This window comes from Streptococcus sp. LMAG:39, from assembly GCF_008680485.1.
Lineage (GTDB): Bacteria > Bacillota > Bacilli > Lactobacillales > Streptococcaceae > Streptococcus > Streptococcus pasteurianus.
The window spans coordinates 1,897,077-1,919,463 of sequence record NZ_NALE01000001.1 but is presented as its reverse complement, the minus strand read 5'-3'; the positions used below and the strand labels follow the sequence as shown (position 1 = coordinate 1,919,463).

Below are 22,387 nucleotides of genomic sequence, written 5' to 3'. Positions count from 1 at the left end.
CTTAAAGTTCCTCTCTATCTTCAGCAGCCAAAAATGCTTCTTCCACAGTATTGACACCATAACGCTCTTTGAGCCCCTGCGGTGTATCAAAAGCAATGACGTCACCATATAAGAGCAGAGCAACCTTATCTGTAAGTTCAGCTTCGTCCATAACGTGTGTCGTAATGAACACTGAACGTCCTTCCTGGCGAATATTATCTAACTCTGCCCATATTTTTCGACGAAGAGAAGGGTCAATTCCTACTGTTGGTTCATCCAAAATCAGCAAGTCAGGATTTCCAAGTAGGGCAATGGCAAGTGATAAACGACGTTTCATTCCTCCAGAATAGCCTGAGACAAATTTATCAAGATGATCTTGCAAGTCAACAACTCGTGCTACATGGTGAATTTGCAAAGTTAAGTCTTTCTTGGCAATTCCTTTCATCTGTCCATAAAATTCCAAATTTTCAAGACCAGTCAAGGCATCATAAAGAGCATCCGATTGAGCCATATAACCAATTTTTCCCAAGATATTCCGATTAGGCATTTGAGTATTGAGCACCAAAGCTGTTCCACTATCTGCCTTTTCCATTCCCAGCATAGTTTTTATCATTGTTGACTTTCCTGCACCAGATGGACCAATCAATCCGATGATTTCACCTTTATTAACTTCAAGGGTCACACCATTCAAAACCGTTTGCGCAGAGAAAGCTTTTTTTAATCTTTCAAATCAATAACTTTCTCCATTGATAAACCTTCTTTCTATATTCGATAAAAGTGAGTGATTAGTTACTTATAAAAGTCGTTATAGTGAGTATTCACTCACTTGTCAAGAAATAAGTCTCTTTTTTCTTACATTATTAAGCAAAAGACAAGAAGCCTCAACATGAGACTTCTTGTCTTTTATAGATAGTTTTTCAGTCCACTAATCCAAGCAATCGTCGGCTGTAAAAGACTTGACCAGAATGCATGCTGGCATCATCGATAATGGAGACCAGACGCACACCGCGTGTGACTGCTGGCGTCCAATTGTTATCAACGATATCATCTAAACCGGATTCTGTTAGAGTTTCAACATAATTTATCGCTGCTATTGTAGCAGCCTTTAAATACCCGAATAAAGCTTCCTTATTATCACTTTGAATCAAGCGTGCTTCTGATAAACTATGCGCCCAATCTTGGGCATCGTCAGCTATGGTAAAGAGAAATTCTGCTTTCCAATTTTGGGTATGCCAGATTGGCCTTTCATCTGCCAAATCGGCAATTTGAAAATCGAGCTCTCGTGCGGTATGCCAAGCTAGCCAAGTCATGGATTTTATCTGCGGCGCTTGATTTGCCACAGGGAAGCGATTAGCTTCCTCTATGGTCACACCATTAAAAGCACGATTAAGATTATCTATTAACAAATCTTTGTATGTCGTTATCTTATCACCTCGATTGCTATTTATTTTGATAAAGCACATTCCATTCTTTTTGAAGTGGGTAACGAATTAACCGGCTGCTATCAAGATTTTCTTGATGCATATCAATTGCTGTGATTTGTGAATTTTCATAAGTAGTGTAATAATAAATCCCTTTATCAACGTTCACACAAGAACTATAAATAGTATACTCATATCCATTACTTTCATCAACATAACACAAGCCCTTTTGTTGTTCAACAGATTTTAAAATATGGAAAAATTGATTAACGCTACTAGCTTCAGAACAATCAGCTACAGCATTTAATTTTGTAAAAGCTACCTTAACGAAACGCGACATTGATGACAAATCACCTGGAAGTCCTATTCCACCCATACCACGGCTGTAAACATCTAAATCGAGAACTTTTGAAAATAAATTGTCAGATACTTTTGGCGATAGGTGACGATAATTATTAAGATTAAATAACTGTTTATCAAATGTTGGATTATTAGTTAAAACACCTATAGGATTATCATATATAGCCACTTTATCCTTTACAGGTTCTACAACAATAGATTCCTTGCTATCTGAAATCATCCAATGCAAGGGCGATACAGGATAGTCTGAACTAAAAGCATCATCAGTTAAATTTAAATTTTCACATTGTTGACGCACTTCTGACACACTTTCACACTGCGACAAGATCCAAAGGATGAATTCAAAAGAGGCAACATTTGTTTTACCATCTTTAGCAGGTTTAAAATCAGCATTTTCTGGGAAATTTAATCCTGCCATACTTAATCCTTTTTCATTTGTAGCATCATAAAACAATGGATAGTCATCTACAACTGTTGCCATGCCAATAATTGCTAAATGATTGTCTTGTTTTGTCTCGTACTTGAATGAAAGAGGATAATTTCTGGGACAAATCGTAACTTCTTCACGATAAGAAAAATCCAAATCAAGATTTCGACCAAAATAATTGTCTTTAGTTTGATAAGTTATAGCTGTACACATATGTTACCTCCACTAACAAGAACTCCTACAAGACCAAGCCATTACAACATGAACAAGGTCTTGATACTCAATATTTTTACATCCCCATTATAGTACTAAATTGTACTAAATTCAATTATTTAGCGATTACAATTGACGTTATCATCATGGATTGCAACAGTCTATTGAAATAAAATTATTACATCATGTCACTAGAATCTATATCAAAAGTCAATCATTTTGTCCCAAATTCATATTATTTGACTGGATAAAAAACAATATGTTATAGTTATTGTATTAATGATATAATACTAAAGGTAGAGGATTCTAAACTTGATTATAGATTCAATTAAAAAAAGTAATGGCTTTTTACAATTAGTAACCGGAACAGTCGTATTTATGGCGTTTGTCATAAGCTCTAATTTTCTAAAGGATATGAGTAAAGAAGCTACAGTTGTTGGTGCTTCCCTAAGATTTTTGCTTAGCGTTATTTTAGCTGGTATTTGGTATTACTTTATCAAATCTGAAAAATTATTTAACAAGTCTATTAAACTATCAAGAATGTCTAAAATTTGGCTAACAATCTTAATTTTACTTTTTATTGCCTTTTTAGTAGTAGCTTTAAATATTGGAGATAATATTCAAGGGATTTTATCGGGCGGGTTTGGACTCTTTCTACCTTCTCTGCTGGTTGTATTATCGGCGGGAATATTTGAAGAATTTTTAGTGCGAGGATTATTTTTCTCCGGCATTTTAAATCTTTTCCAAAATAATCGTTTTAAATTAATATTAACATCACTAATCTCCTCAGCAATATTTGGGCTATTGCATTTGGTCAATATCATACATAGCCCAGTCCAAGCCGTTTTACAACAAGTGTTCTATGTAACGGTGATAGGTTTAGTTTTTGCTATTATCCGTATAACTGCTAATTCACTTTGACTCCCTGTCCTAATCCACGCTTTAATCGATTTTCAGCCAACAATTACATTCGAAACAGTTGATGTAAATCCGTGGTTAACACTCATTATTATTTATTTGCCACTAGCACTCTTTTCTATCATTACACTGTCTAGTTTAGATAAAAATCTTAATCACCAAGAAACTAATTTATAAATTTATACTCTCAAAAACCGACAGTTCAGCAAGAACTTGTCGTTTTTTTCATTATCATAATGTTTTATAATAATGCCAAATAGGAGGTGTCAATATGTTTGAACAATTAAAACAAACTGCCAATCAATTAGGACGTATGCGTAAAGAGCATCTTATCAACCAATCAGGCTCAACCGCTGATGATAGCTTGGATAAGGTACATTCAGGACAATCTTATCTTTATATGAGCCAAGGCATGGATAGCGAAGTTTGTGAGGTTCGTTTTAAAGAACGTGTCTCTGGTAGCGATTTGACCGAAGCCATTCGTTATGCCTTAATGCGTTTTCCATACATTAATACACGTTTGATTGAATTAGACGGTGACTTTTACATCGTGCAAAATCCTGTCGCCATGGCTGCACATCCCACTAAAAATCTTGGAAAACTTGGCAGCCTACGTACCAATGAACATTTGGTAGAAGTCACTTATCATAAAAATTCTGCTTATTTTGCTTTTCACCATGCTCTTTGCGACGGTCGCGGTGTCAAGCCATTCATTGAAACAGTCATTTACTACTATTGCCAACGTTTTTATCATTCTAATGCTCAAGCTGAAGGCATTCGTCTCAAAGATACACCACTTTTGCCAAATGATACTGCTGATGCTTTCTGGGACTTTTACGATTATGATGACATCAACGACTATCGTTTTGAGATTACCATTCCACAAAGCGATTACATGTCAGTTGCAAAAGCTAACAACGCAACACCTGTCATTTTACTAAGCTATGCGATCAGTCAAACCATTGCCAAACTTTTCCCAGATTTTGACAAACCAATCAATGCTAACATTGCCACCGATATGCGTGCAGCACTTGGTTATGAAAATACCTTTAAAAATACTGTCAAATCAACGATTCTACCATATACTAAAGACGATAAAAGCAAAACGTTTAAGGAAATTGCTACCAACTATCGGACTTATCTCAATCAACAAAAAGACATTGATTTCTGTAAAAAAGAGGCTAATGGTATCATCGGACTTTATAATAAACTAGATGAAGCGCCGTCATTTGAAGAGAAACAAAAGCTATTAGCTTTCATGGAAAATATTCACCTCAACACTTACACCATTAGCTACATTGGGCAATTCATTCTCAACGAAAACGAGCAATATATTGATAGTATTCACCTTTACAGCGCAGGAACAATCGGGATTTCAATTAATATGATTTGTGCCAGTGGTAAATTCACCATTGATGTCAAACAGAACTTTCCAGAAGATACCTATGTCAAACCATTCCTTGAAACCTTGGCAGAATTGGGTATCACAAACGCCCAAGTTTCTGACAGTATCCCATTTACCACACCAAAAGACGGTTTGAGAAACCGAAAATAAAAAAGATTCACCTAGCTCTTTTATGAGTCTAGGTGAATCTTTTTTTGTATGATGACATAATTAAAGATATGATATTCTTACTTTTTTAGTCATTTACCAAACAAAACCGTCATCATCATTAGTAACGTCTTTTGTCTTTCTAGTGGTATTTTGCGTTTGATTTTGTGAAGCTTTACCTCAACTTAATCATCCTTTTAAAATAGCACTAACAACTTTCATTCGGTATCAGAAATACATCACTAACGCTATCAAGCTCCCTTATTCTAACGCTAAACTTGAAGCAACCAATAAACTCATCAAAGATATTAAACGAAACGCTTTTGGTTACAGGAACTTTGACAACTTTAAAAAACGCATTTACATCGCTTTGAACTGCAAAAAAGCGAGAACATCATTTGTTCTCGCTAGAGCTTAACTTTGCCACCCACTACAGTTGACAAAGAGCCCTAAAATCTCCTTGGAACTATAATATCCCAAGGAGGTTATTTTTAGTCATCTTCATCAGTCAGCCAATCGTAAATTTCTTGTGGGGTTCCGAGCGCCATTAGCTCTTGGAATTTAACTTGTTGTTTGAGGTCTTGGTAGATTTGGCTTTCTGAAATACTGCGTTTCTGAGCATCTTTGTTGACGACCATAACACCATCTGTAATGGTTACAAAATCTAATTCATCAAAAATCTGAATCATTTTAATGAGCAAAATATCAGGGATATTAAGGTATTGGCTCAATTCTTTCAACTTGTAGCGGACATCAAATTCTGGGAATTGATAAATGGTTTTATAAAGCTTAGCAAATTGGTCACGTGTGCCATAGCCTGTCAGATAATAAGCACGTTTAATATGATTTTTAAAATAAATGGCTTCAAAATGACGACCCACAAAGAGTGATTTTAATTCTTCAGCCTTATCAGGGATGTCTAACACCACAACTTCATTTGCCGTGCTATCTTCAGTCAATACTGGAACACGTTCTGGAAGGCTAGCCGTTTTGGAGCGAATATCAATCAACTGAACACCCTCAACACGCGCATCTTCCAACATTAATTGAACAGTCGTTTGCCCATTCCACTTATTAATCGATAAGGTCGTTGCAAGGCAAAGATTTTGCACTTGTTGAAATTCCTGCGCCAGATGTCCTTGATTAAAGGCAACAAGGTCAATTGCCGTTGTGCCTTGGGCAATTTTTAATTTTAAATGCGCACCATTTTGCCCCATAGTGCGTGCTTGTTTCACCACAAAATCTTTAATTTCAAAGACTGGTTTTGGATTGTCCATGCCAAATGGTGCCAATTTTTCAAGACTGTGCACGGTATCAAGGTTAATCTCTGAGAGCTCCAGAACCTCATCAATAACAAGCTCTTTTTTCTGTGATAAGTCAATATCATTTTCAGCAATATAATCACACAAAACTTGTGATAATTTATCAAGATTTTCAGTCACCAAAGTCATTCCAGCAGCGCCAGCGTGTCCACCAAAGGCTTCAAATAAATCACGGTGCTCATCAAGAGCATGGAAAATATTAATGGCCTCGATACTTCTGGCAGAACCTTTAGCAATCCCATCTTCGATATTTAAAACAATCACTGGCTGCGCGATTTGTTCTAAAATACGCCCTGCGACAATTCCTAAAACGCCTGGGTGCCAGCCTTCTTTAGCCAATACTTGCACTGGCTTTTCCAAATCAACCATGCTCATGGCTTCATCGAAGATTTTCTGAACAATTTCCTTGCGCTCTTCGTTTTTAGCATTAATCATCTTGGCAATGTTATGCGCTTCTTCATCATCAAAGCCAGTCAATAATTCGACAGCAGGATTTGGGTCATCTAGGCGACCAAGTGCATTTAGCTGCGGAGCAATTTTGAAACCAACCGTTTCTTCATTGACATCTGCCATATCCACATCTGATACTTTTATCAATTCAATCAGACCAATGCGTTCGGTTTGTTTCAGAATTTCAAGTCCAACTTTAACCATAATGCGGTTTTCATCAGTCAAACTCACCATATCAGCAATTGTTCCAATTGCCACCAGATCAAGCATTTCTGTCGGAATAGATTCTAGCAAAGCACAAGCAACTTTGAAAGCAACGCCACAGCCAGCCAGATATTTGAACGGATAATCAGCTTCTGGGTGTTCTGGGTGCACAATCGCAAATGCTTCTGGTAGCTCTGCTGGCAAACCGTGGTGGTCTGTCACAATGACATCTACCCCCTGACTTTGTGCGTAGGCAATCGCTTCGTGCCCTGCTACGCCATTGTCCACCGTAATAATCAAAGAAACGTTTTGCTGCTCAATGAAATATTTATAGACTGATTCATTTGGGCCGTAACCATCTGTGAAACGATTTGGCAGATAAACTTGGGCTTCGGCACCCAACATTTCAAGGGCTTCTTTCATAATGCTGGCACTAGTCATTCCGTCAGCATCATAATCACCATAAACCAAGATTTGCTCGTAATTCTCAATAGCTTGGCGAATACGATTAACCGCTTTATCCATGTCATGTAAAAGGTAAGGGTCATGCAATTGTGACAAATCCGTTGATAAAAATTGAATCAATTTTTCTGCCGTATCAACACCTCGACTATAAAGAATCTGACTAGCTAATTCTGTTAGTTTTTCTTTTTTTGTCAGCTCAAAAAAGCCATTATCTGGCTCTTTTTCAATATTTTTCCAATTGTATTTACTTGTTATCATTCACTTCTCACTTCTTATGTAGAGTTGAAACGACGCTTGTTTTATTTGTAATTAAATATTTTTCTAGCTAAAAAATCTGCAATTCTTGGGAAAAGTGTGTAAGCTTTGTGAGCCGCCGCAAGCGACCAAGGCATATTTAGCTCACGCTTATTCTTGCCAAAAATGGCAACGGTGCGTTTCGCAACGTATTCTGGCTGTAAAACAAAGCGCCCAACACTTTTAAGATAGTCTCCTGAAGGGTCTGCTTTATCAAAGAATTTCGTTGCAATCGGTCCAGGGTTAACAGTTGTCACAAAAACGTTGCTGTCAGCTAATTCTAGTCGCAAAGCATTTGAAAAACCAATCACAGCAAATTTTGTTGCAGAATAAACAGAAGACTTGGCAGAAGCAATCAAACCTGCAATACTAGCAATATTGATGATATGACCTTGCCCTGCTTCTTTCATCCTTTGGCCCACTAAACGTGAAAACGTCATTGTTGCAAAGGTGTTAATGTCAAACATATCACGAATTTGCGCCGTGGTATAAGTGTCGAAATCACTAAAATCTCCATACCCAGCATTATTGATAAAAATATCAACGCGTCCATGGATAGCATAGATTTTTTCAACCGTTTCAGCAATTGCTACATCGCTTGACATATCAAGGGCAAAGTACTCTGTATTTGAACGTTTACCATAATGTGTTTTTAATTTCTTTAAATCACGTCCCAAGGCAATCACATAATCGTCTTCTGGTACATGTTTGATGATTTCTTGAGCAATACCACCGGTTGCTCCTGTAATGGCTATAATTCTCATAAGCTAATTTCTTCCAAATCTTTAACAAGGTGTGTGTTTTCAAAGACTGTTTTGGCGTCATTTTCGATTTGTTTGCACTCACGTCCAAGAAAACGAGCACTAATGTGGTTAAGCAAAAGCATTTTAGCTGAGGCCTCTTTGGCAATTTGAGCAGCTTGCATATTCGTTGAATGACCATGTTTACGCGCGATTTTTTCATCACCTTTACCATAAGTTGATTCGTGAACTAAAATATCAGCTCCCAAACCAAGACGAACACTAGCATCTGTCTTACGTGTGTCACCTAAAATGGTAATAATTTTTCCTTTTTTTGGTGCTGAAATGTAATCTTTGGCAATGATTTTTGTTCCGTCGTCTAAAACAACATCTTGCCCGCTCTTGATTTTGCCAAAAAGTGGTCCGAAAGGCACACCTGCAGCCTTCAAAGCTTCAGAATCAAGCGTTCCTTCTAAATCTTTTTGCATCACGCGATAACCAATACAGAAAATCGTATGGTCAAGTTTTTCTGCATAAACCACAAATTTATCAGTTTCCATAACCTTACCAAGGCTATTCTCGTCAAATTCATGGAAATGAATGCGGTATGGCAAGCGTGCTCCTGACAAGCGCAAGCTATTTAAAACATACGAACGAATACCAATAGGACCATAAAACTCAAGGTCTGTTTGTTCCTCGTTAGCTTGAAAAGCTCGGCTAGCTAAAAATCCAGGCAAACCAAAAATATGGTCTCCGTGTAGATGCGTAATAAAAATGCGCTTAACTTTACGCGGTTTAATTGTTGTTTCTAAAATCTGACGCTGTGTGCCTTCGCCACAGTCAAACATCCAGACCTCATTGATTTCATCAAGTAGCTTCAAAACCAAACTTGACACATTACGTGACTTTGATGGCTGACCCGCTCCTGTTCCCAAAAATTGTAATTCCATTCTATAATGATAAAAACCGAAGTTTTTATCTCCTTTCCTCTACTGTACTTTTACATAAGCGATGAACTCACGATGATCAAAGGTATAATAAACTTGTCCTTTGTAGTGAGCTAGTAATTCTACTAATTCATCACGATTAAAACTTTGTAGCTTAACCACATTTCCTTTTAATTTTGAAACATGGCCGAGCAGACTTTCTTGTGGCGTTAGGTCCTCAAGGACTTCTTCATTAAAATCCATTTTTGACATCTTTATGTGTCCTTCTTCCACGTAAACCTTGTATTGTGGGAAAACCTGTGCCAATTCAAACAAAATATCTGTAGCTAGCGCCTCATTCTTTTCAGAAAAAACACGCGCTACTTCTTGATCATTTTCATAGGTAAAGCCATATGATTTGCCTGATAAATTCAAGCGAATAAAGGGCTTGTATTCATCAAAAGATGGGTTAGCATTTAACAAATGCAATTCTTTAGATAATTCAAAATAATAATCTGTTGCGGCTTCTGGAGATTGTTTTTGATACATTTCCGCAAAATAAGCATTGATAACACTTGGTGGCGGTGTGATAAAACTGAGTTTTTGCTCATCCGTCAACTGCTCCAAGGTATTTTGTAAATAAACTTTATCGAGTGATGTAAAACCACCGTATTTTAAAGCCAAGCTTATATAATCAGTCATAAAATTCTTCTAGTCTCCATTTATTTTTAGGATTGATGTAGCCAGTAATGGTTTCGTATTCTTGGGCAAAGTCATAATGGTCTAGCAAAGCAATTTTATTTAACTCATACAGTTTGTAAGCCTGACTTTGGTGAACACGAATGCTAAATGGCTCAAAAATCTCACGAATTTCATTGATAATCAAACGGCGTAAGAGTGTGCGAGCGTCCTTATCACGCGCAGAAATACGCACATTTGGAAAAGCTGTTGCCACCAAATGCTCCGCAACATCCATTTTGTTATAAACAGCTAGGCGCGGAATATCTAGCATGTCTAGCTCTTTTAACAAATTCAAAACCACTTTTTCATGCTCCGCATGATTTGGATCGCTGGCATCAATAACGTGCAACAAAAGGTCAACGTTACGACTTTCTTCCAAAGTTGACTTAAACGCAGCAACCAGCTCTGTCGGTAAATTTTGGATAAATCCAACAGTATCCGTCAGCGTCACCTGAAATTGATTTTGTAAATAAATTTGTTTGGTTGTTGCATCCAAAGTTGCAAACAATTCATCAGCTTCATACTGTTTATCATTGGTTAAAACGTTCATAATCGTTGATTTTCCAGCATTAGTGTAACCAATTAAACCGATTTTAAACACTTGTGATTCGGTGCGTTTTTCACGACCTGTTTCACGATTTTTTTCGACAACCTTTAGTTGACGTTCAATATCTGAAATTTGATGACGAATTGAGCGGCGATTAAGCTCCAATTGACTTTCACCAGGACCACGACTACCGATACCACCAGCTTGTCGGCTCAACATAACCCCTTGTCCGACAAGACGTGGCAACATATATTTGAGCTGAGCGAGATGAACTTGCAATTTCCCCTCATGACTACGTGCCCGCATGGCAAAAATATCCAGAATTAACTGCATACGGTCAATCACTTTGACACCAAGTTCAACTTCCAAATTGACATTTTGCCGAGGAGTCAAGCGGTCATTGACAATAACGGTGTCAATCTCATCAGCCTCCACAATCGCTTTAATCTCGGCTAATTTGCCCGAACCAATCAAAGACTTACTGTCGTATTTTTCACGCTTTTGACGATAAGAAGAGACAACTTCTGCCCCTGCCGTCTTAGCTAGAGAAGCTAATTCTTCCATTGACATCTCAAAATTTTCCGTCTCTGGCAACTCAACACCTAGTAAAATAACACGCTCCTGACGCTTGCTTGTTTCAATCATCTGCTCACCCCTTTCTCTTTAATCCGTAACTATCATTATAACATAAAAAGTTCCAAAAAGTAGGAGAAACCCTGTTACTCTCTTCTGACATTTCATTATAATCTCTATGACAAAAAAGTGCGTCGCACATAATTCTCTCTATTTTAAAAATTTGTTAACTTCTTGAATAACAGTTTCTTTAAAATCAACTTCTGAAACAGTGTAAAAATTGACAGCCATGCGATTTCTGAACCACGTCAATTGGCGCTTGGCGAAACGGCGTGTGTTCTGCTTGAGTTTTTCGACACAGTCTTCCAAAGAAGCGTCGCCTGTAAAATATGGAAAAAGCTCTTTATAACCAATCGCTCGCGCTGCTTGAACATTACGGTGATTATCATAAAGCCATTTGGCTTCATCCAAAATACCCTTTTCAAGCATCAGGTCAACACGGTGATTGATACGGTCATAAAGCACCTGACGGTCATCATTTAACCCAATGAGAAGCGCCTCGTAATTCGTTTCTTTGTTTTCAAGATTTTGCCCAAATTTGGCTAGTTCCAAGGCACGAATGGCACGACGACGATTTATCTCTGGAATCTTTTTTCCCAGATCTGCTATTTTTTCAAATAAAACCTCATCTGATAATTGTTCCAAGTCTTTACGATAAGCCAATAGTTTTTCTTGGTCAACCTCGCCACCTAAGTGATACCCTTCAAGTAAGCTCTGCAAATACAAGCCTGTACCACCAACGATAATAGGTACTTTGCCACGACTAGCAATCTCCATAATTGCTTGACTGGCTTCCGCCACAAAATCGTAAACAGAATAATTGGCATCAACATCACGCACATCGATTAAATGATGCGGTACTGCCGCCTGCTCTTCAGGAGTTGCCTTAGCCGTTCCAATGTTCAAATGGCGGTAAACTTGTTGGCTATCACCGCTGATAATTTCACCATTAAATTGTTGTGCCAACTCAATTCCCAAAGCTGTTTTTCCAACAGCTGTCGGACCAACTACTACAATTAATTTTATTTTTTCTGACATCTCGTCTTTATATCCGTCCTAAGCCCTATTTTTTAATAAAAATAACGTTTTCACTTGAATTTTAAGTCATTTTTCGTTACCATTATTATAACATAAAGGCGATTGGACAAGAAGTTTGCGTTCCGTTGCTTAATAATGGGTATTATCGATTTTGCCCGCTGTTCTTATCAGTAAGGAGGAAAATTATTATGGCTAAAAAATTTGCATTTGCTAAAGGACTTGCTACTGGAGTTGTAGCTACTGCTGCTACTGTTGCTGGCGCTGTTTTTGCAATTAAGAAAAACATTATTGATCCTGAAGAAGAAAAAGCTGCTTTCATTCAAGAAAACCGTAAAAAAGCAGCCCGCAAACGTGTTTCTCACTAATTGCTGAAAAAAGTATAAAAAATGCTATGAGTTAGATTGCTCATAGCGTTTTTTTATTAAAAATTTGCCTAGATTGACTACATGATTCTATTTAGAAAGTTTTTAATAATATTAGCAAAATCATCTGGACACTCTGTATTTAACACATGCCCACTATCTGGGATAATGTTCAACTGTGAATTAGTCATTAGTTTGTGCATGGCTTTTGCTGCTGGTAAGTTTGCCTTATCATTTTGGCCACAAATAAGTTGAACTGGTAACTCAACCTCTGTTAATACTTTAGCTAAATTGAACTGTGAAAGCCCTCCGTAAAATGATTTCATGGCATGTTTGTCAACACCTTGTTTTTCAAATACCCGAGCTGGGGTGCAAGCAAAAAGTAGATATTGCATATAAAAAGCTAAATTCCCCTTCATTTTATATTGACCACCCGAAACCACAATCCCTTTTAGATTTGCCAAATTAAACTGAATCATATCAAGCGCTAGCATGCCACCTAGTGATAACCCTACAAGAATAAAATCTTCATCAATACTTTCCAGAATACTAAGAACTTTATCTTCCAACACTTTGAAATCTGTTGGGAAAACATCCCTTTCAAATAACTTGACACTCAAACAGTCGTGATTCGGCAATGCCTTTATCACTTCATCCCAAGATGTTTCGTCTTGTCCTAAACCATGTAAAAATACGATTTTCATCCTAAATTTCCCTTTATAAAATCTCCCATTCTTTGATATCACATTCGTCTAGCAATGCTTGTATTTTGTCAAAAGCTAAGCGGAAATGCTCCAACTTGTGCCCGTCTGAACCAATGGAATACTTATGTCCACCTAATTCTCTTACCAAGCCTAAGGCATAGCGATAAAGGTCCTCGTGATGATAGAGGTACATTGATTTACTATTTAACTCAAATGCCAAATCAAAATCAATCATTTTTTGGAAAATGCGGCGGAGCTGTTCTTCATAGACTTGTAATTCTGCCACAGAAACCTCAAAAAGTCGAAAACCATAATCAAAATGAGCTAAAACGTCTGCCTCTACACGACCAATAGCATGTTCCAATTTGTCGAGATATTCTTGAATAATGGCATTTTTATCCATGTCAGCCACTTCATCATCTAGATAATCATTAATACCATTGTGGTGAACTGACAATAGTTTCAAATCATAATCTTTATTTGCCAAGAAAGCTGTAATATCTGCCTCGCGTGGCTCATAATAACCAATCTCAATACCACGCTTGATGCGATTACCATATTTGACATTCAGCTCAGCTATTTCCTTAGAATAAGCATCATAATCAGGAATGTCATCTTGTTTCGTATAAGGATTTGATAAATCGTAGTGCTCTGTTGTCACAATATCGCCGTCATAGTGCTCTAAGTAATCCTCGAATCGAGCATCCGAATCATAAGAAAAATGTGTGTGTAAGTGATTATCACGCATTGGTTTTACCTCGCCGTATTTTATGTTAGATGTCCTTTAAGCCCCATCAAAAATTTTTGTCAGTTTTTCCTATTTTACCAAATTTTCAGACAAATACATACTTTTTTCGTTATAGTTTGTAACTATATATAAGCCTATAAAAATAACTATTTTTCAAAATAGCAAAGCTTTTATACAATGAACACAGAAAGATAAAGAGGTATTTGAAATGGCTAATTCAAAATTTCAACTCGTTGGTTCGCTTTTGCGACCAGCAGACTTACGTGAATATAAAACAGCGATTGAACATCGTGATGATATTGTTTACCCTTTCTATGATGCTTTTGACGGCTATCAAGAAACCGAAACAGCTGACATCAAAAAAATAATTGCTGAAGAAAAGGCAAACGGTATTGATATTATCACTGACGGTGAATATTCAAAATCAATGTGGCACCTTGATTTTGTATGGGGACTAAAAGGTATCGAACGCTATATTGCTGACCATGGTTACACTTTCCAAGACCATGACGGTGGTCAATTTGAAACACGCAAAGACATTGGCATTCGTATCACTGAACCACTTTCTGGTAAAAATCATCATTTTCTTGATATTTTTAAACTCGTTAAACAAGAAGCTGGCGATACAGCTACCAAATTAACCATTTGGGGACCTGCGCATGCTTACACTGAATTGGCGATTTTTGACGGATTGGCTGGGGAAAATCAAGTTTACAAGACAAATGAAGAACTAAAAGCTGGTCTTATCAACGCTTACAAGGAATTTTTAACAGAATACAAAGAAGCTGGTGGAGAAATCATCCAATTTGACGATTGTCTCTGGGAACTTTTTGACGAATCTAATCCTGCTAGTTTTTTTGCGGAAGGAAATGGTGGTTTAGCAGACTTGGCAGATGAATTCATCGCTATTAACAACGAAGTTGCTGACTATGGACATAAACTTGGGCTAAAAGTTTGGACACATAACTGCCGTGGAAATTACGAAAGTCGTTCTGCTGCTGGTGGCACTTATGAAGCTATCGCCACAAAATTCTTGAAAGAGCAACACTACGACCGCTTCTTCCTTGAATGGGACAGCGAAGTCTCTGGTGACCTTAAAGCTCTTGAAAGTTTGAAAGATAGGGATGCTGAAGTAGTTCTTGGGCTACTTTCAAGTAAAACAACTAACCTTGATGATGAAGAACGCGCTCTAAAACTTTTAGAAGAAGCAAGCAACATCATCCCTAAAGAACGTCTTTTCCTTTCTCACCAATGTGGTTTTGCCTCATGTGACTCTGGAAATGAACTCGCTATTCCACAACAATGGGCTAAAATCAAACAAGGGCAAGAAATTGCTGCTAAATTCTGGAGCTAATATTCTCTGAATTCAAAAATCATTTCATTTACAACTAATAACCCTCTGAGATAAGAACATCTCAGAGGGTTATTTTTATTCAAGTGATAAAACAATATGATATTTTATAGTTTAACAACTTCTAGCTGTTCGCCACCAAGCAAAACGAGGTATTTATCAACGTTTTTTCTATCATAAGACTTGCTGAGAGCTTCTGCATATAAAGCCATTTGTCCTTGATAGCGTTCCTTGATTTCCTCGCTATTTTTGTATTTATCAGTCTTGTAATCAAAGAGTACGATGCGGTCATCTAAGACAAGGTAACCATCGACAATCCCACGGACAACGAATTTTTCCTTACTGTCAGGGTCCTCTTTTAACATGGCAAAAGGTGCTTCACGATAAATCTTGTCCGTATGTTGCTGAATCAACTGACCGAGCTCTGAATTTTCAAAAAAGGCTAGGACATTTTCCAAACGAATACGTGCTTTCACCTCATCTTCTGCCGAAACTTGGGCTAACGCCGCGGTAATATCGGCTATCGTCACCTGTTTTGATAGAGGAATACGTTGCATGAGTTCATGCATTGCCGAACCAATGGCTGTCGCTTCAATTTTGGCTTTCTTCGAAAAATCTGGCAATTCAAATGTTGGTTGTGCTTGATAGGCTTTTGTCATCACGTCAACACCGTCAGTATCCATAACTGGCTCATAGAGTTTTTTGACCTGACTTGGCGTTCTCAAACTTGGCAAATTGATGGCTGCGTGGTACTTCGCATTTAACTTTTCGACCGCTTCCAATCTATCCACGGCTTCCGTGATATTTTCAGACTGGCGGTTATCTGTCAAATCATCTGGCGTTATCACAGAAGTGACTTCAATTTTACCAATCTTATCATCTGTCAAATCTTCGTCCGTGACAAAATCAACGGCAAAAGGCGTGTTCTCCTTGCTATAAGCCTCATAAATGGCTAACACCCAATCTTGAAAGGTCATGAAATTCTCACGTTCTGCCACTGGCAAATGATTGTTTTCTGATTTACCGCTATATTTATCCACTAACTTTTCGGAGCTTGCTTTTCCGACCAAATACAATTTCTTTTCTGCGCGGGTCATGGCAACGTAAAACAATCGCATTTGTTCTGAAAGCGTAGCTAAGCGCAATTCACGCTTATTGAGCTGGTAAGGCAAGGTATCCATGCTAACCTTGACTGTTGGGAAAACGTCCGTTTCCAACTCTCCTTTCATATCAGCTAGATACTTGATACCTGCACCATTTTGACGTGATAAAATCAAGGGTGACATCAAATCCTGAATACTAAATTTCTTGTCAATATTCAAAATGAAAACATACTTGAACTCGAGACCTTTACTTTTATGAATAGTCATCAAGTTCACCGCATTTTTAGGCAGAGCCACCTCAACGTCCGCAAGATCATTCTCACTTTCTAACACCTTATCAATCATGCGAATAAATCGTGAGAGTCCTTTAAAACCAGTTCGTTCAAAATTATTGGCACGAAGAGCTAAAGCATATAAATTCGCTTGACGTTGCTCAGCACGTGGTAAATTGCCCACGTAATCATAGTAAAATCTGTCGTTGTAAATTTTCCAAATCAAGTCATAAAGCGCATGCCATTTGGCAAATTCACGCCAAGCAACAAAACAAGCCATAAAATCAGCCAATTTATCATGTAAAGTGATTGTCATCAATTCATTATGACTTCCTTTGCCAGCTAAAGCATGCTCCAATTTTTGATACAAATTAGCTCTATGGTCATCTTCTGTTGTTTGTAGCGCAAGGCGTGCCAGCTCATCTTCATTGAATGAAAACATCGGTGAACGCATGAGTGCCACTAAGGCATAGTCATTGAGCGGATTATCAAGGGCGCGAAGCGTGTCAAGCATAACCATGACTTCGACTGATTTAAGGTAATTTTGCTCACCACCGTCAGTCACCAAAGGAATACCATAGTGTTCAAAGGTTTGTAAAATACCGTCGTTACGCGTGCGTGATGAGACCAACAAGGTAATATCCTCGAAAGCAACGTGTTCCTCATTGTGCAAACGAATGATTTCTTTAGCCACTAACTTGACTTCGTTAGGGTTGATTTGTCCTTCTTCGGCATCACTTGGCAAGTCACTATTGTTATCAATGTCGTAGATAAGCACTTGCGTTTTATTTTCTGGGTGACTTTCCTTTTGAGCAGGGCTTCCAGCGACCAATTTATGTGTGTCATCGTACAAAATCTCACCAACAGCCTCGTCCATTAAATGCGTAAAAATACTGTTTGTCGCATCTAAAACTTCTGACTGACTACGGAAATTCTCTTTTAACAAAATTAATTTCCCATGGTCAGGATGTTCTTGAAAATCTTTAAATTTTTGGTTAAAAATCTGTGGGTCGGCTTGACGGAAGCGGTAAATGGATTGCTTGATATCCCCCACCATAAATCGATTATGACCATTCGACAACAACTCCAACATGCGTTCTTGCGTGTGGTTATTATCTTGGTACTCATCGACCATGACTTCGTGATACTTATTCTGATAAAGTTCACGAATATCAGCGTTTTCTTCCAAAATCTGAATGGCAAAATGGGCAATATCCGAAAATTCAAAAGCATTTTCTTGGATTTTCGCTTGTAAATATTGCTCTGAAAAATCTTGCATAAATGCCTGCAATAGCTCTAGCAACGGAAGGCTTTCTGGCTGGTATTTAAAAATGGTTTCCAAATGTTTCAAACCAGTCAAACGCCCCTGTAAGGTTTTAAAGACGGGATATTTCGTTCCTGCAACTGTCACAGCAGGACCAGCTGGAAGCAATTTCGCCACATCTGTCGCCAACCGTCCAAGTCCGTCACGACCATAAAGAGTTTCAAAATGCTGTGCCCATTCACGCAAATGCTCAATGATATTCAAATGCTTTTTATAATTGGCTGTGGGTGTTCCTTTGGCTGTTTTTTGCTTGTAGTCTTCTAAATCAGTCACATCTTGCAACTGGTCAGCCGTATCATGCAAGCAAGTCAGAAAATCCGTGACTTCTTGGTCAGGAATTGCTGAAAAATCGGTATAAGTTTTAGCACCTTTTAAAAATACTTCTGCCAACCACTTCTGTGGATTATCGGTTGCTTGACTAAAATCATAAATTTTATAAACAATGCCTCTAAAAGCGGTGCTATCCTTACGATTACCAGAAAAATTCCGCACTAATTGACGAAAAAGCTCAGCATTATTTCCTGTCATGTAATCAGAAAAAAGGTCAAAAAAGACTTCATTTTTCAAAATATCTTGCTCACTCTTATCCGTCATAATACGGAAAGTTGGTGAAATTCCCAGCGTGTAGCCGTATTGATTGACCAATTTCTGCGTAAAAGCATCCATGGTTCCAATATCAGCTGTCTGTAAGCCCAGCAACTGCTCATTGAGATAATTTTTCAAATCATTGTCAGTCGTTTCTTGCAGAGCTTGGCTAATTTTCTTCTCAATACGCTCTTTTAATTCCCCAGCAGCCTTGACCGTGAAGGTTGAAATGAATAGCTGGTCAATCGTCACACCACGCAAAATTTTATCAATAATGCGTTCAACCATGACAAAGGTTTTCCCAGAACCAGCCGATGCAGACACCAAAATATTATTGCCATAACTATAAATAGCTTCGATTTGTTCTGGCGTGCGTTTTTGTTTTTTGGATGACTGTGCTTCTTGGATTTGTAGAGAAGAAATGTCTTCTGACGTTAGAAATGGTTTAAAGATCATCTGTTTCCTCCTCTTCTTGCATTAGGCTCAAAAAGCCTTGACGTCTATCTTTTCTTGGTAATTTATACCATTTGCGAGCATAAGGCATATGGCGGTCAGCCTCAAATCGTGTGATTGCCTTCAATTGGTCTCCTTGAACTGACTTACCGTCCTCACTATAAGGATTAATCAAGAAATGCCCTTTCTTAATCTGCTCTGCTGCTTTCAGATATAAGTTTTGATTATAAGCTAGCAAAATCTCAAGTTCTTCTTGACTGTAAAGCGAATCATTCAGATGATAGCGACCATTGGCTAAATACGCTTTTTCATCTTCCAAGAATAGACCACGATAAGTCAACTCTTTAGCCAAATTTTCTAAAATTTTCTCTGTTGTAGCCACCGATGACAAATCAACTTTTGGCTCTTGCATATGCAAATACATAGCACCAAAAATATGCTCCGACTCGCTCAAGCCTTTTTTATCACGCAAAGCTTGCACATAAGTCACCAATTGCGGACTTAAACCATTGTAGAATTTCTGAATATCAAAAGTATTGCGACTTGATTTGTAATCCACAATGCCAAGACTGCCGTCTGATAAGCGGTCAACACGGTCAATAATTCCTCTGATACGAACACTATTTGCAATCATTAATTCAAACGTTTCTTCTTCACTTTCAACTTGAATCTGAGCATCATCACGTAAAATCGTTGCTGTACTTCTAGCAATATCTTCCAAGACAGTCAAAGAATAATGACTTTCTTCATCTTCTTCGTAAACAAATTTGAAATCGTCTTCCAAATTCGTTATCTGAATAGCTTTATCAAGTTTGCTATCAAAAGAATGGTTTGAATCATCTTTCATGACCAATTCAAAAACACGATGCAGGTAGGTACCATGATTTCTGGCATCTGGGTGAATCGTCTCAACCTCTTGCAAGCCAAGAACATATTGCAAGAAATATTTATACTGATTATTGTAGAAGGTAGTGACTGCAGATGATGATAACAAAATCGGCTCATCACTTGGAAAACGTGCCTCAATCACGTCGGCAGAGACCGTCTTAGTTTGCATATTATCCTTAATCAGCGGCAATTCAATGCCTTCTGCTGCCAATTTTTTTCGAAGATAACGAACAGCAACTGACCAGAAAGTTTGCTCTTCCTTGCTAAGTTCACGCTCTTCTTCAATCGCCAAACGATTGACTTCAATCACACAAGACAATAAGGCCTTATAATTACCAATGTCCTCAGCATCCGTTGACAAACGATTACGACCTTTAGCAAGAACTGGCACACCAAAGCTAGCTAATTCGGTTAAGTAAGAAGATTCCGTATCTTCGGCTTCGTTGGCAATTTGTGGCAGACTAAGCACCAATTCTTCTGTCGCCGAGTTAAATAACGATAGGGCAGCAAAATGATTTTTCTTGATATTTTCGCGACTAACAATATCAAAACGTTGATTATCATCAGTTGATTCGTTGATTTGGGCACGTTCTTCATCTGAAATCAGACTACTATTTTGCGCAATTTTTGGAAAATGTGCCTGCGTCATGCCCAAAGCAAAGACAAATTTATTGGTGTGCGGTTCCACCAAATCATAAGATTTGACCGAAACAACATCAACCGTTGCAGGCACTACACGGTACTGCGCAGCTAACATTCCGCTACGAATCAAGGACAAACAGTCGTCCAGCGATAACTTTTCTTGCCCAAAAATCGTTTGAAATTGCGTTAAAATACCTGTAAATGTCCGCCAAACTTGCTCATGCTTTTCTTGTTCATTTTCTGAAAAAGTCGCTACCATGCCTTCTAGATTATCAGGCAAATGAATGGCGTGTAAAAATGTCATTAATTTCTCAAGCAAACTAGAGCCACGTTGCTTTTGCGCCTTAAATAAAGCAAGTAAAGGCGTCATGATTTGCTCGCGCATGCGATTAACAAAGGCTAAATGTTTTTTTCCTTTATAAACAATCGTGAACTCCTTGGCAAATTTGCTTTGTCCCTTAATATCAGCATAAATCAAATATTGCTCAAAAAGGTCTAAATCTTCTTGCTTGAAATTTCCATAAAGCCCTGTTTTTAACAGATCAACAACATCTTCGGTACGAAAACGATAACGCTTCACACGCTCCAACGAATCAATAAAATGCACCAAAGGGTGGTCACTCATTGACTCCGCTTTTCCGAAATAATAAGGAATGTCATATTTGTCAAAAATCTTGCCAATTTGCAAACGATAGCTGTCCACATCACCTAAGAGCACTAAAATATCCTTGTAACGATACCCTTGATAAAGCTTATGACGAATAGCTTTTGCCACATGCTCGACCTCTTCTTTCTGATTAATGACATCCCAAATAGCGTAATGTTTTTTATCATCAGCCGTCAGCGTCACATCTGAACTCGTAAAGTCGTGCTTTGCTTCGAATAATTTTGATAATTTTGAAAAAGCCTCGTGAGATTTCTGAGAACTTTCAACATACTGCGGTTGCGCATGGAATTTAGCCGCTAAACCACGCAAGAAATCTAAACTCGCTTGGTAAATATTTCCCGTCGAAAATGCCGCTCTATACGCCTTTTGACTACTGTAAGTTCCGATAATCACTTGCGCACATTTTTCTTCAAGCAAGCTTACTAGATACTCTTCTTCTGCTGAAAAGCGTGTAAAACCGTCAATGACAAGGCTCACATTTTCAAGCGTGGCATCCAAATGTCCTGCCTCAACCTGCTTTGCAAAATAAGCAATCTTGCTCTGATTATCATACTGATTGGCAAGCAAAATATCATTAACCGCTAAAAAGATTTTCACCAAATCTTCCTGCTTCTCCGCTGAATGCAATTCTGTCAAATTAAGCACAGTCATGTTAGCCGTTTTTAATTCTTTGTACAAATCAACCAACTGCTTGATAAAATTCGTATCCTGCTTCAAACGCCCAAAAACTTTCAAATCTGTATCTGAAAAATGTGACAAAGCACGATAAAAAATCATAGCCAAGCCATTGTCATCAATGCTTTCCTTGACCTGCGCTTCATTTAACACAAAATAACGAGCCATTTGAGCAAAACGTGTTACCGTAATCGCAAAAGAAGCTTCGTCTCGTAACAACTCCAAAACTGCTCTTTCTTTTTCAAAAGATAAAGAGTTGGGAGCAATGTAAAAAACACGCTTACCAGCATCTGCCTGAGCTACTGCCTCTCCAACTAAAATTTCAGTCATATCATACTGAATATCTGTGTATAGTAATTTCATAACATACCTTCATTAAGCAA

At 38.0% G+C, this 22,387-nt stretch carries 17 protein-coding genes and 1 pseudogene; 5 read left to right on the top strand and 13 right to left on the bottom strand.

The window, feature by feature from the left end; genetic code table 11:
- Position 1: 1 nt before the first annotated feature.
- From CCC20_RS09855 to bsh, 3 genes are all read right to left on the bottom strand, one after another.
- The gene (locus tag CCC20_RS09855; RefSeq protein ID WP_117567366.1) at positions 2–670 is read right to left on the bottom strand and encodes an ABC transporter ATP-binding protein; all 669 of its coding nucleotides are present in this window, start codon (positions 668–670) and stop codon (positions 2–4) included.
- A 226-nt stretch (positions 671–896) separates the two neighbouring features.
- Positions 897–1,442, bottom strand: coding sequence for a DinB family protein (locus CCC20_RS09850; protein WP_117567364.1), 546 nt, complete (start codon positions 1,440–1,442; stop codon positions 897–899).
- Positions 1,420–2,400, bottom strand: coding sequence for a choloylglycine hydrolase (gene bsh, locus CCC20_RS09845; protein ID WP_117567362.1), 981 nt, complete (start codon positions 2,398–2,400; stop codon positions 1,420–1,422). Before bsh ends, CCC20_RS09850 begins: the two co-directional genes overlap by 23 nt.
- Positions 2,401–2,712: 312 nt before the next feature.
- Between bsh and CCC20_RS09840 the strand changes: the two genes are divergently transcribed.
- The 3 genes and pseudogenes from CCC20_RS09840 to CCC20_RS09830 form a co-directional block, all read left to right on the top strand.
- A complete protein-coding gene (locus tag CCC20_RS09840) occupies positions 2,713–3,321 on the top strand; it encodes a CPBP family intramembrane glutamic endopeptidase (RefSeq protein ID WP_259293829.1) in 609 nt (202 codons plus the stop codon).
- Between the two features lie 268 nt (positions 3,322–3,589).
- Positions 3,590–4,873 (top strand): hypothetical protein, encoded by a 1,284-nt coding sequence (locus CCC20_RS09835; RefSeq protein ID WP_117567360.1) that lies wholly within the window; start codon positions 3,590–3,592, stop codon positions 4,871–4,873.
- A 166-nt stretch (positions 4,874–5,039) separates the two neighbouring features.
- Positions 5,040–5,288, top strand: a pseudogene (locus CCC20_RS09830) (transposase); the annotation flags it as partial.
- 73 nt (positions 5,289–5,361) lie between these two features.
- Here the strand turns inward: CCC20_RS09830 and recJ are convergent.
- From recJ to miaA, 6 genes are all read right to left on the bottom strand, one after another.
- Complete coding sequence (gene recJ, locus CCC20_RS09825; RefSeq protein ID WP_117567358.1) at positions 5,362–7,569, bottom strand: single-stranded-DNA-specific exonuclease RecJ; 2,208 nt, start codon at positions 7,567–7,569, stop codon at positions 5,362–5,364.
- A gap of 41 nt (positions 7,570–7,610) precedes the next feature.
- Positions 7,611–8,369, bottom strand: a complete 759-nt coding sequence (locus CCC20_RS09820) for an SDR family NAD(P)-dependent oxidoreductase (protein ID WP_117567356.1) — start codon at positions 8,367–8,369, stop codon at positions 7,611–7,613.
- The gene (gene rnz / locus CCC20_RS09815) at positions 8,366–9,295 is read right to left on the bottom strand and encodes a ribonuclease Z (protein WP_003064159.1); all 930 of its coding nucleotides are present in this window, start codon (positions 9,293–9,295) and stop codon (positions 8,366–8,368) included. The genes CCC20_RS09820 and rnz overlap by 4 nt, the downstream gene beginning before the upstream one ends.
- Before the next feature lie 39 nt (positions 9,296–9,334).
- Positions 9,335–9,973: a cystathionine beta-lyase gene (locus CCC20_RS09810; protein ID WP_117567354.1), complete on the bottom strand. Its 639-nt coding sequence runs from the start codon at positions 9,971–9,973 to the stop codon at positions 9,335–9,337.
- Positions 9,966–11,204: a GTPase HflX gene (hflX, locus tag CCC20_RS09805; protein ID WP_003064155.1), complete on the bottom strand. Its 1,239-nt coding sequence runs from the start codon at positions 11,202–11,204 to the stop codon at positions 9,966–9,968. The genes CCC20_RS09810 and hflX overlap by 8 nt, the downstream gene beginning before the upstream one ends.
- A 138-nt stretch (positions 11,205–11,342) precedes the next feature.
- Positions 11,343–12,230 carry a tRNA (adenosine(37)-N6)-dimethylallyltransferase MiaA gene (gene miaA / locus CCC20_RS09800; protein WP_003064153.1) on the bottom strand — a complete coding sequence of 296 codons (888 nt, stop codon included), beginning with the start codon at positions 12,228–12,230 and terminating at the stop codon, positions 11,343–11,345.
- Between the two features lie 188 nt (positions 12,231–12,418).
- Here miaA and CCC20_RS09795 point away from each other — a divergent pair, with 188 nt between their 5' ends.
- Entirely contained in the window at positions 12,419–12,595 is a 177-nt protein-coding gene (locus CCC20_RS09795; RefSeq protein WP_003064151.1) for a DUF3042 family protein, read from the top strand.
- Positions 12,596–12,672: 77 nt separating this feature from the next.
- Here CCC20_RS09795 and CCC20_RS09790 read toward each other — a convergent pair whose 3' ends face one another.
- Entirely contained in the window at positions 12,673–13,296 is a 624-nt protein-coding gene (locus tag CCC20_RS09790) for an alpha/beta fold hydrolase (protein ID WP_013851666.1), read from the bottom strand.
- 13 nt (positions 13,297–13,309) lie between these two features.
- On the bottom strand, positions 13,310–14,044 hold the full coding sequence (locus tag CCC20_RS09785) for a PHP domain-containing protein (RefSeq protein ID WP_013851665.1): 735 nt from the start codon (positions 14,042–14,044) through the stop codon (positions 13,310–13,312).
- 208 nt (positions 14,045–14,252) lie between these two features.
- Between CCC20_RS09785 and CCC20_RS09780 the strand changes: the two genes are divergently transcribed.
- Complete coding sequence (locus tag CCC20_RS09780; RefSeq protein WP_013851664.1) at positions 14,253–15,398, top strand: cobalamin-independent methionine synthase II family protein; 1,146 nt, start codon at positions 14,253–14,255, stop codon at positions 15,396–15,398.
- A 104-nt stretch (positions 15,399–15,502) separates the two neighbouring features.
- On the opposite strand, the gene addA is transcribed toward CCC20_RS09780, so the two are convergent.
- The gene (addA, locus tag CCC20_RS09775) at positions 15,503–19,135 is read right to left on the bottom strand and encodes a helicase-exonuclease AddAB subunit AddA (protein WP_048791431.1); all 3,633 of its coding nucleotides are present in this window, start codon (positions 19,133–19,135) and stop codon (positions 15,503–15,505) included.
- The gene (gene rexB, locus CCC20_RS09770) at positions 19,125–22,367 is read right to left on the bottom strand and encodes an ATP-dependent nuclease subunit B (RefSeq protein WP_013851662.1); all 3,243 of its coding nucleotides are present in this window, start codon (positions 22,365–22,367) and stop codon (positions 19,125–19,127) included. Before rexB ends, addA begins: the two co-directional genes overlap by 11 nt.
- Between the last annotated feature and the right edge of the window lie 20 nt (positions 22,368–22,387).

Excerpts from the sequence above, each read along its gene's own strand:
- CCC20_RS09850 (WP_117567364.1), bottom strand. The coding sequence starts at position 1,442 with ATGTGCTTTATCAAAATAAATAGCAATCGAGGTGATAAGATAACGACA.
- bsh (WP_117567362.1), bottom strand. The coding sequence starts at position 2,400 with ATGTGTACAGCTATAACTTATCAAACTAAAGACAATTATTTTGGTCGA.
- CCC20_RS09835 (WP_117567360.1), top strand. The coding sequence starts at position 3,590 with ATGTTTGAACAATTAAAACAAACTGCCAATCAATTAGGACGTATGCGT.
- recJ (WP_117567358.1), bottom strand. The coding sequence starts at position 7,569 with ATGATAACAAGTAAATACAATTGGAAAAATATTGAAAAAGAGCCAGAT.
- CCC20_RS09820 (WP_117567356.1), bottom strand. The coding sequence starts at position 8,369 with ATGAGAATTATAGCCATTACAGGAGCAACCGGTGGTATTGCTCAAGAA.
- rnz (WP_003064159.1), bottom strand. The coding sequence starts at position 9,295 with ATGGAATTACAATTTTTGGGAACAGGAGCGGGTCAGCCATCAAAGTCA.
- CCC20_RS09810 (WP_117567354.1), bottom strand. The coding sequence starts at position 9,973 with ATGACTGATTATATAAGCTTGGCTTTAAAATACGGTGGTTTTACATCA.
- hflX (WP_003064155.1), bottom strand. The coding sequence starts at position 11,204 with ATGATTGAAACAAGCAAGCGTCAGGAGCGTGTTATTTTACTAGGTGTT.
- miaA (WP_003064153.1), bottom strand. The coding sequence starts at position 12,230 with ATGTCAGAAAAAATAAAATTAATTGTAGTAGTTGGTCCGACAGCTGTT.
- CCC20_RS09795 (WP_003064151.1), top strand. The coding sequence starts at position 12,419 with ATGGCTAAAAAATTTGCATTTGCTAAAGGACTTGCTACTGGAGTTGTA.
- CCC20_RS09790 (WP_013851666.1), bottom strand. The coding sequence starts at position 13,296 with ATGAAAATCGTATTTTTACATGGTTTAGGACAAGACGAAACATCTTGG.
- CCC20_RS09785 (WP_013851665.1), bottom strand. The coding sequence starts at position 14,044 with ATGCGTGATAATCACTTACACACACATTTTTCTTATGATTCGGATGCT.
- CCC20_RS09780 (WP_013851664.1), top strand. The coding sequence starts at position 14,253 with ATGGCTAATTCAAAATTTCAACTCGTTGGTTCGCTTTTGCGACCAGCA.
- addA (WP_048791431.1), bottom strand. The coding sequence starts at position 19,135 with ATGATCTTTAAACCATTTCTAACGTCAGAAGACATTTCTTCTCTACAA.
- rexB (WP_013851662.1), bottom strand. The coding sequence starts at position 22,367 with ATGAAATTACTATACACAGATATTCAGTATGATATGACTGAAATTTTA.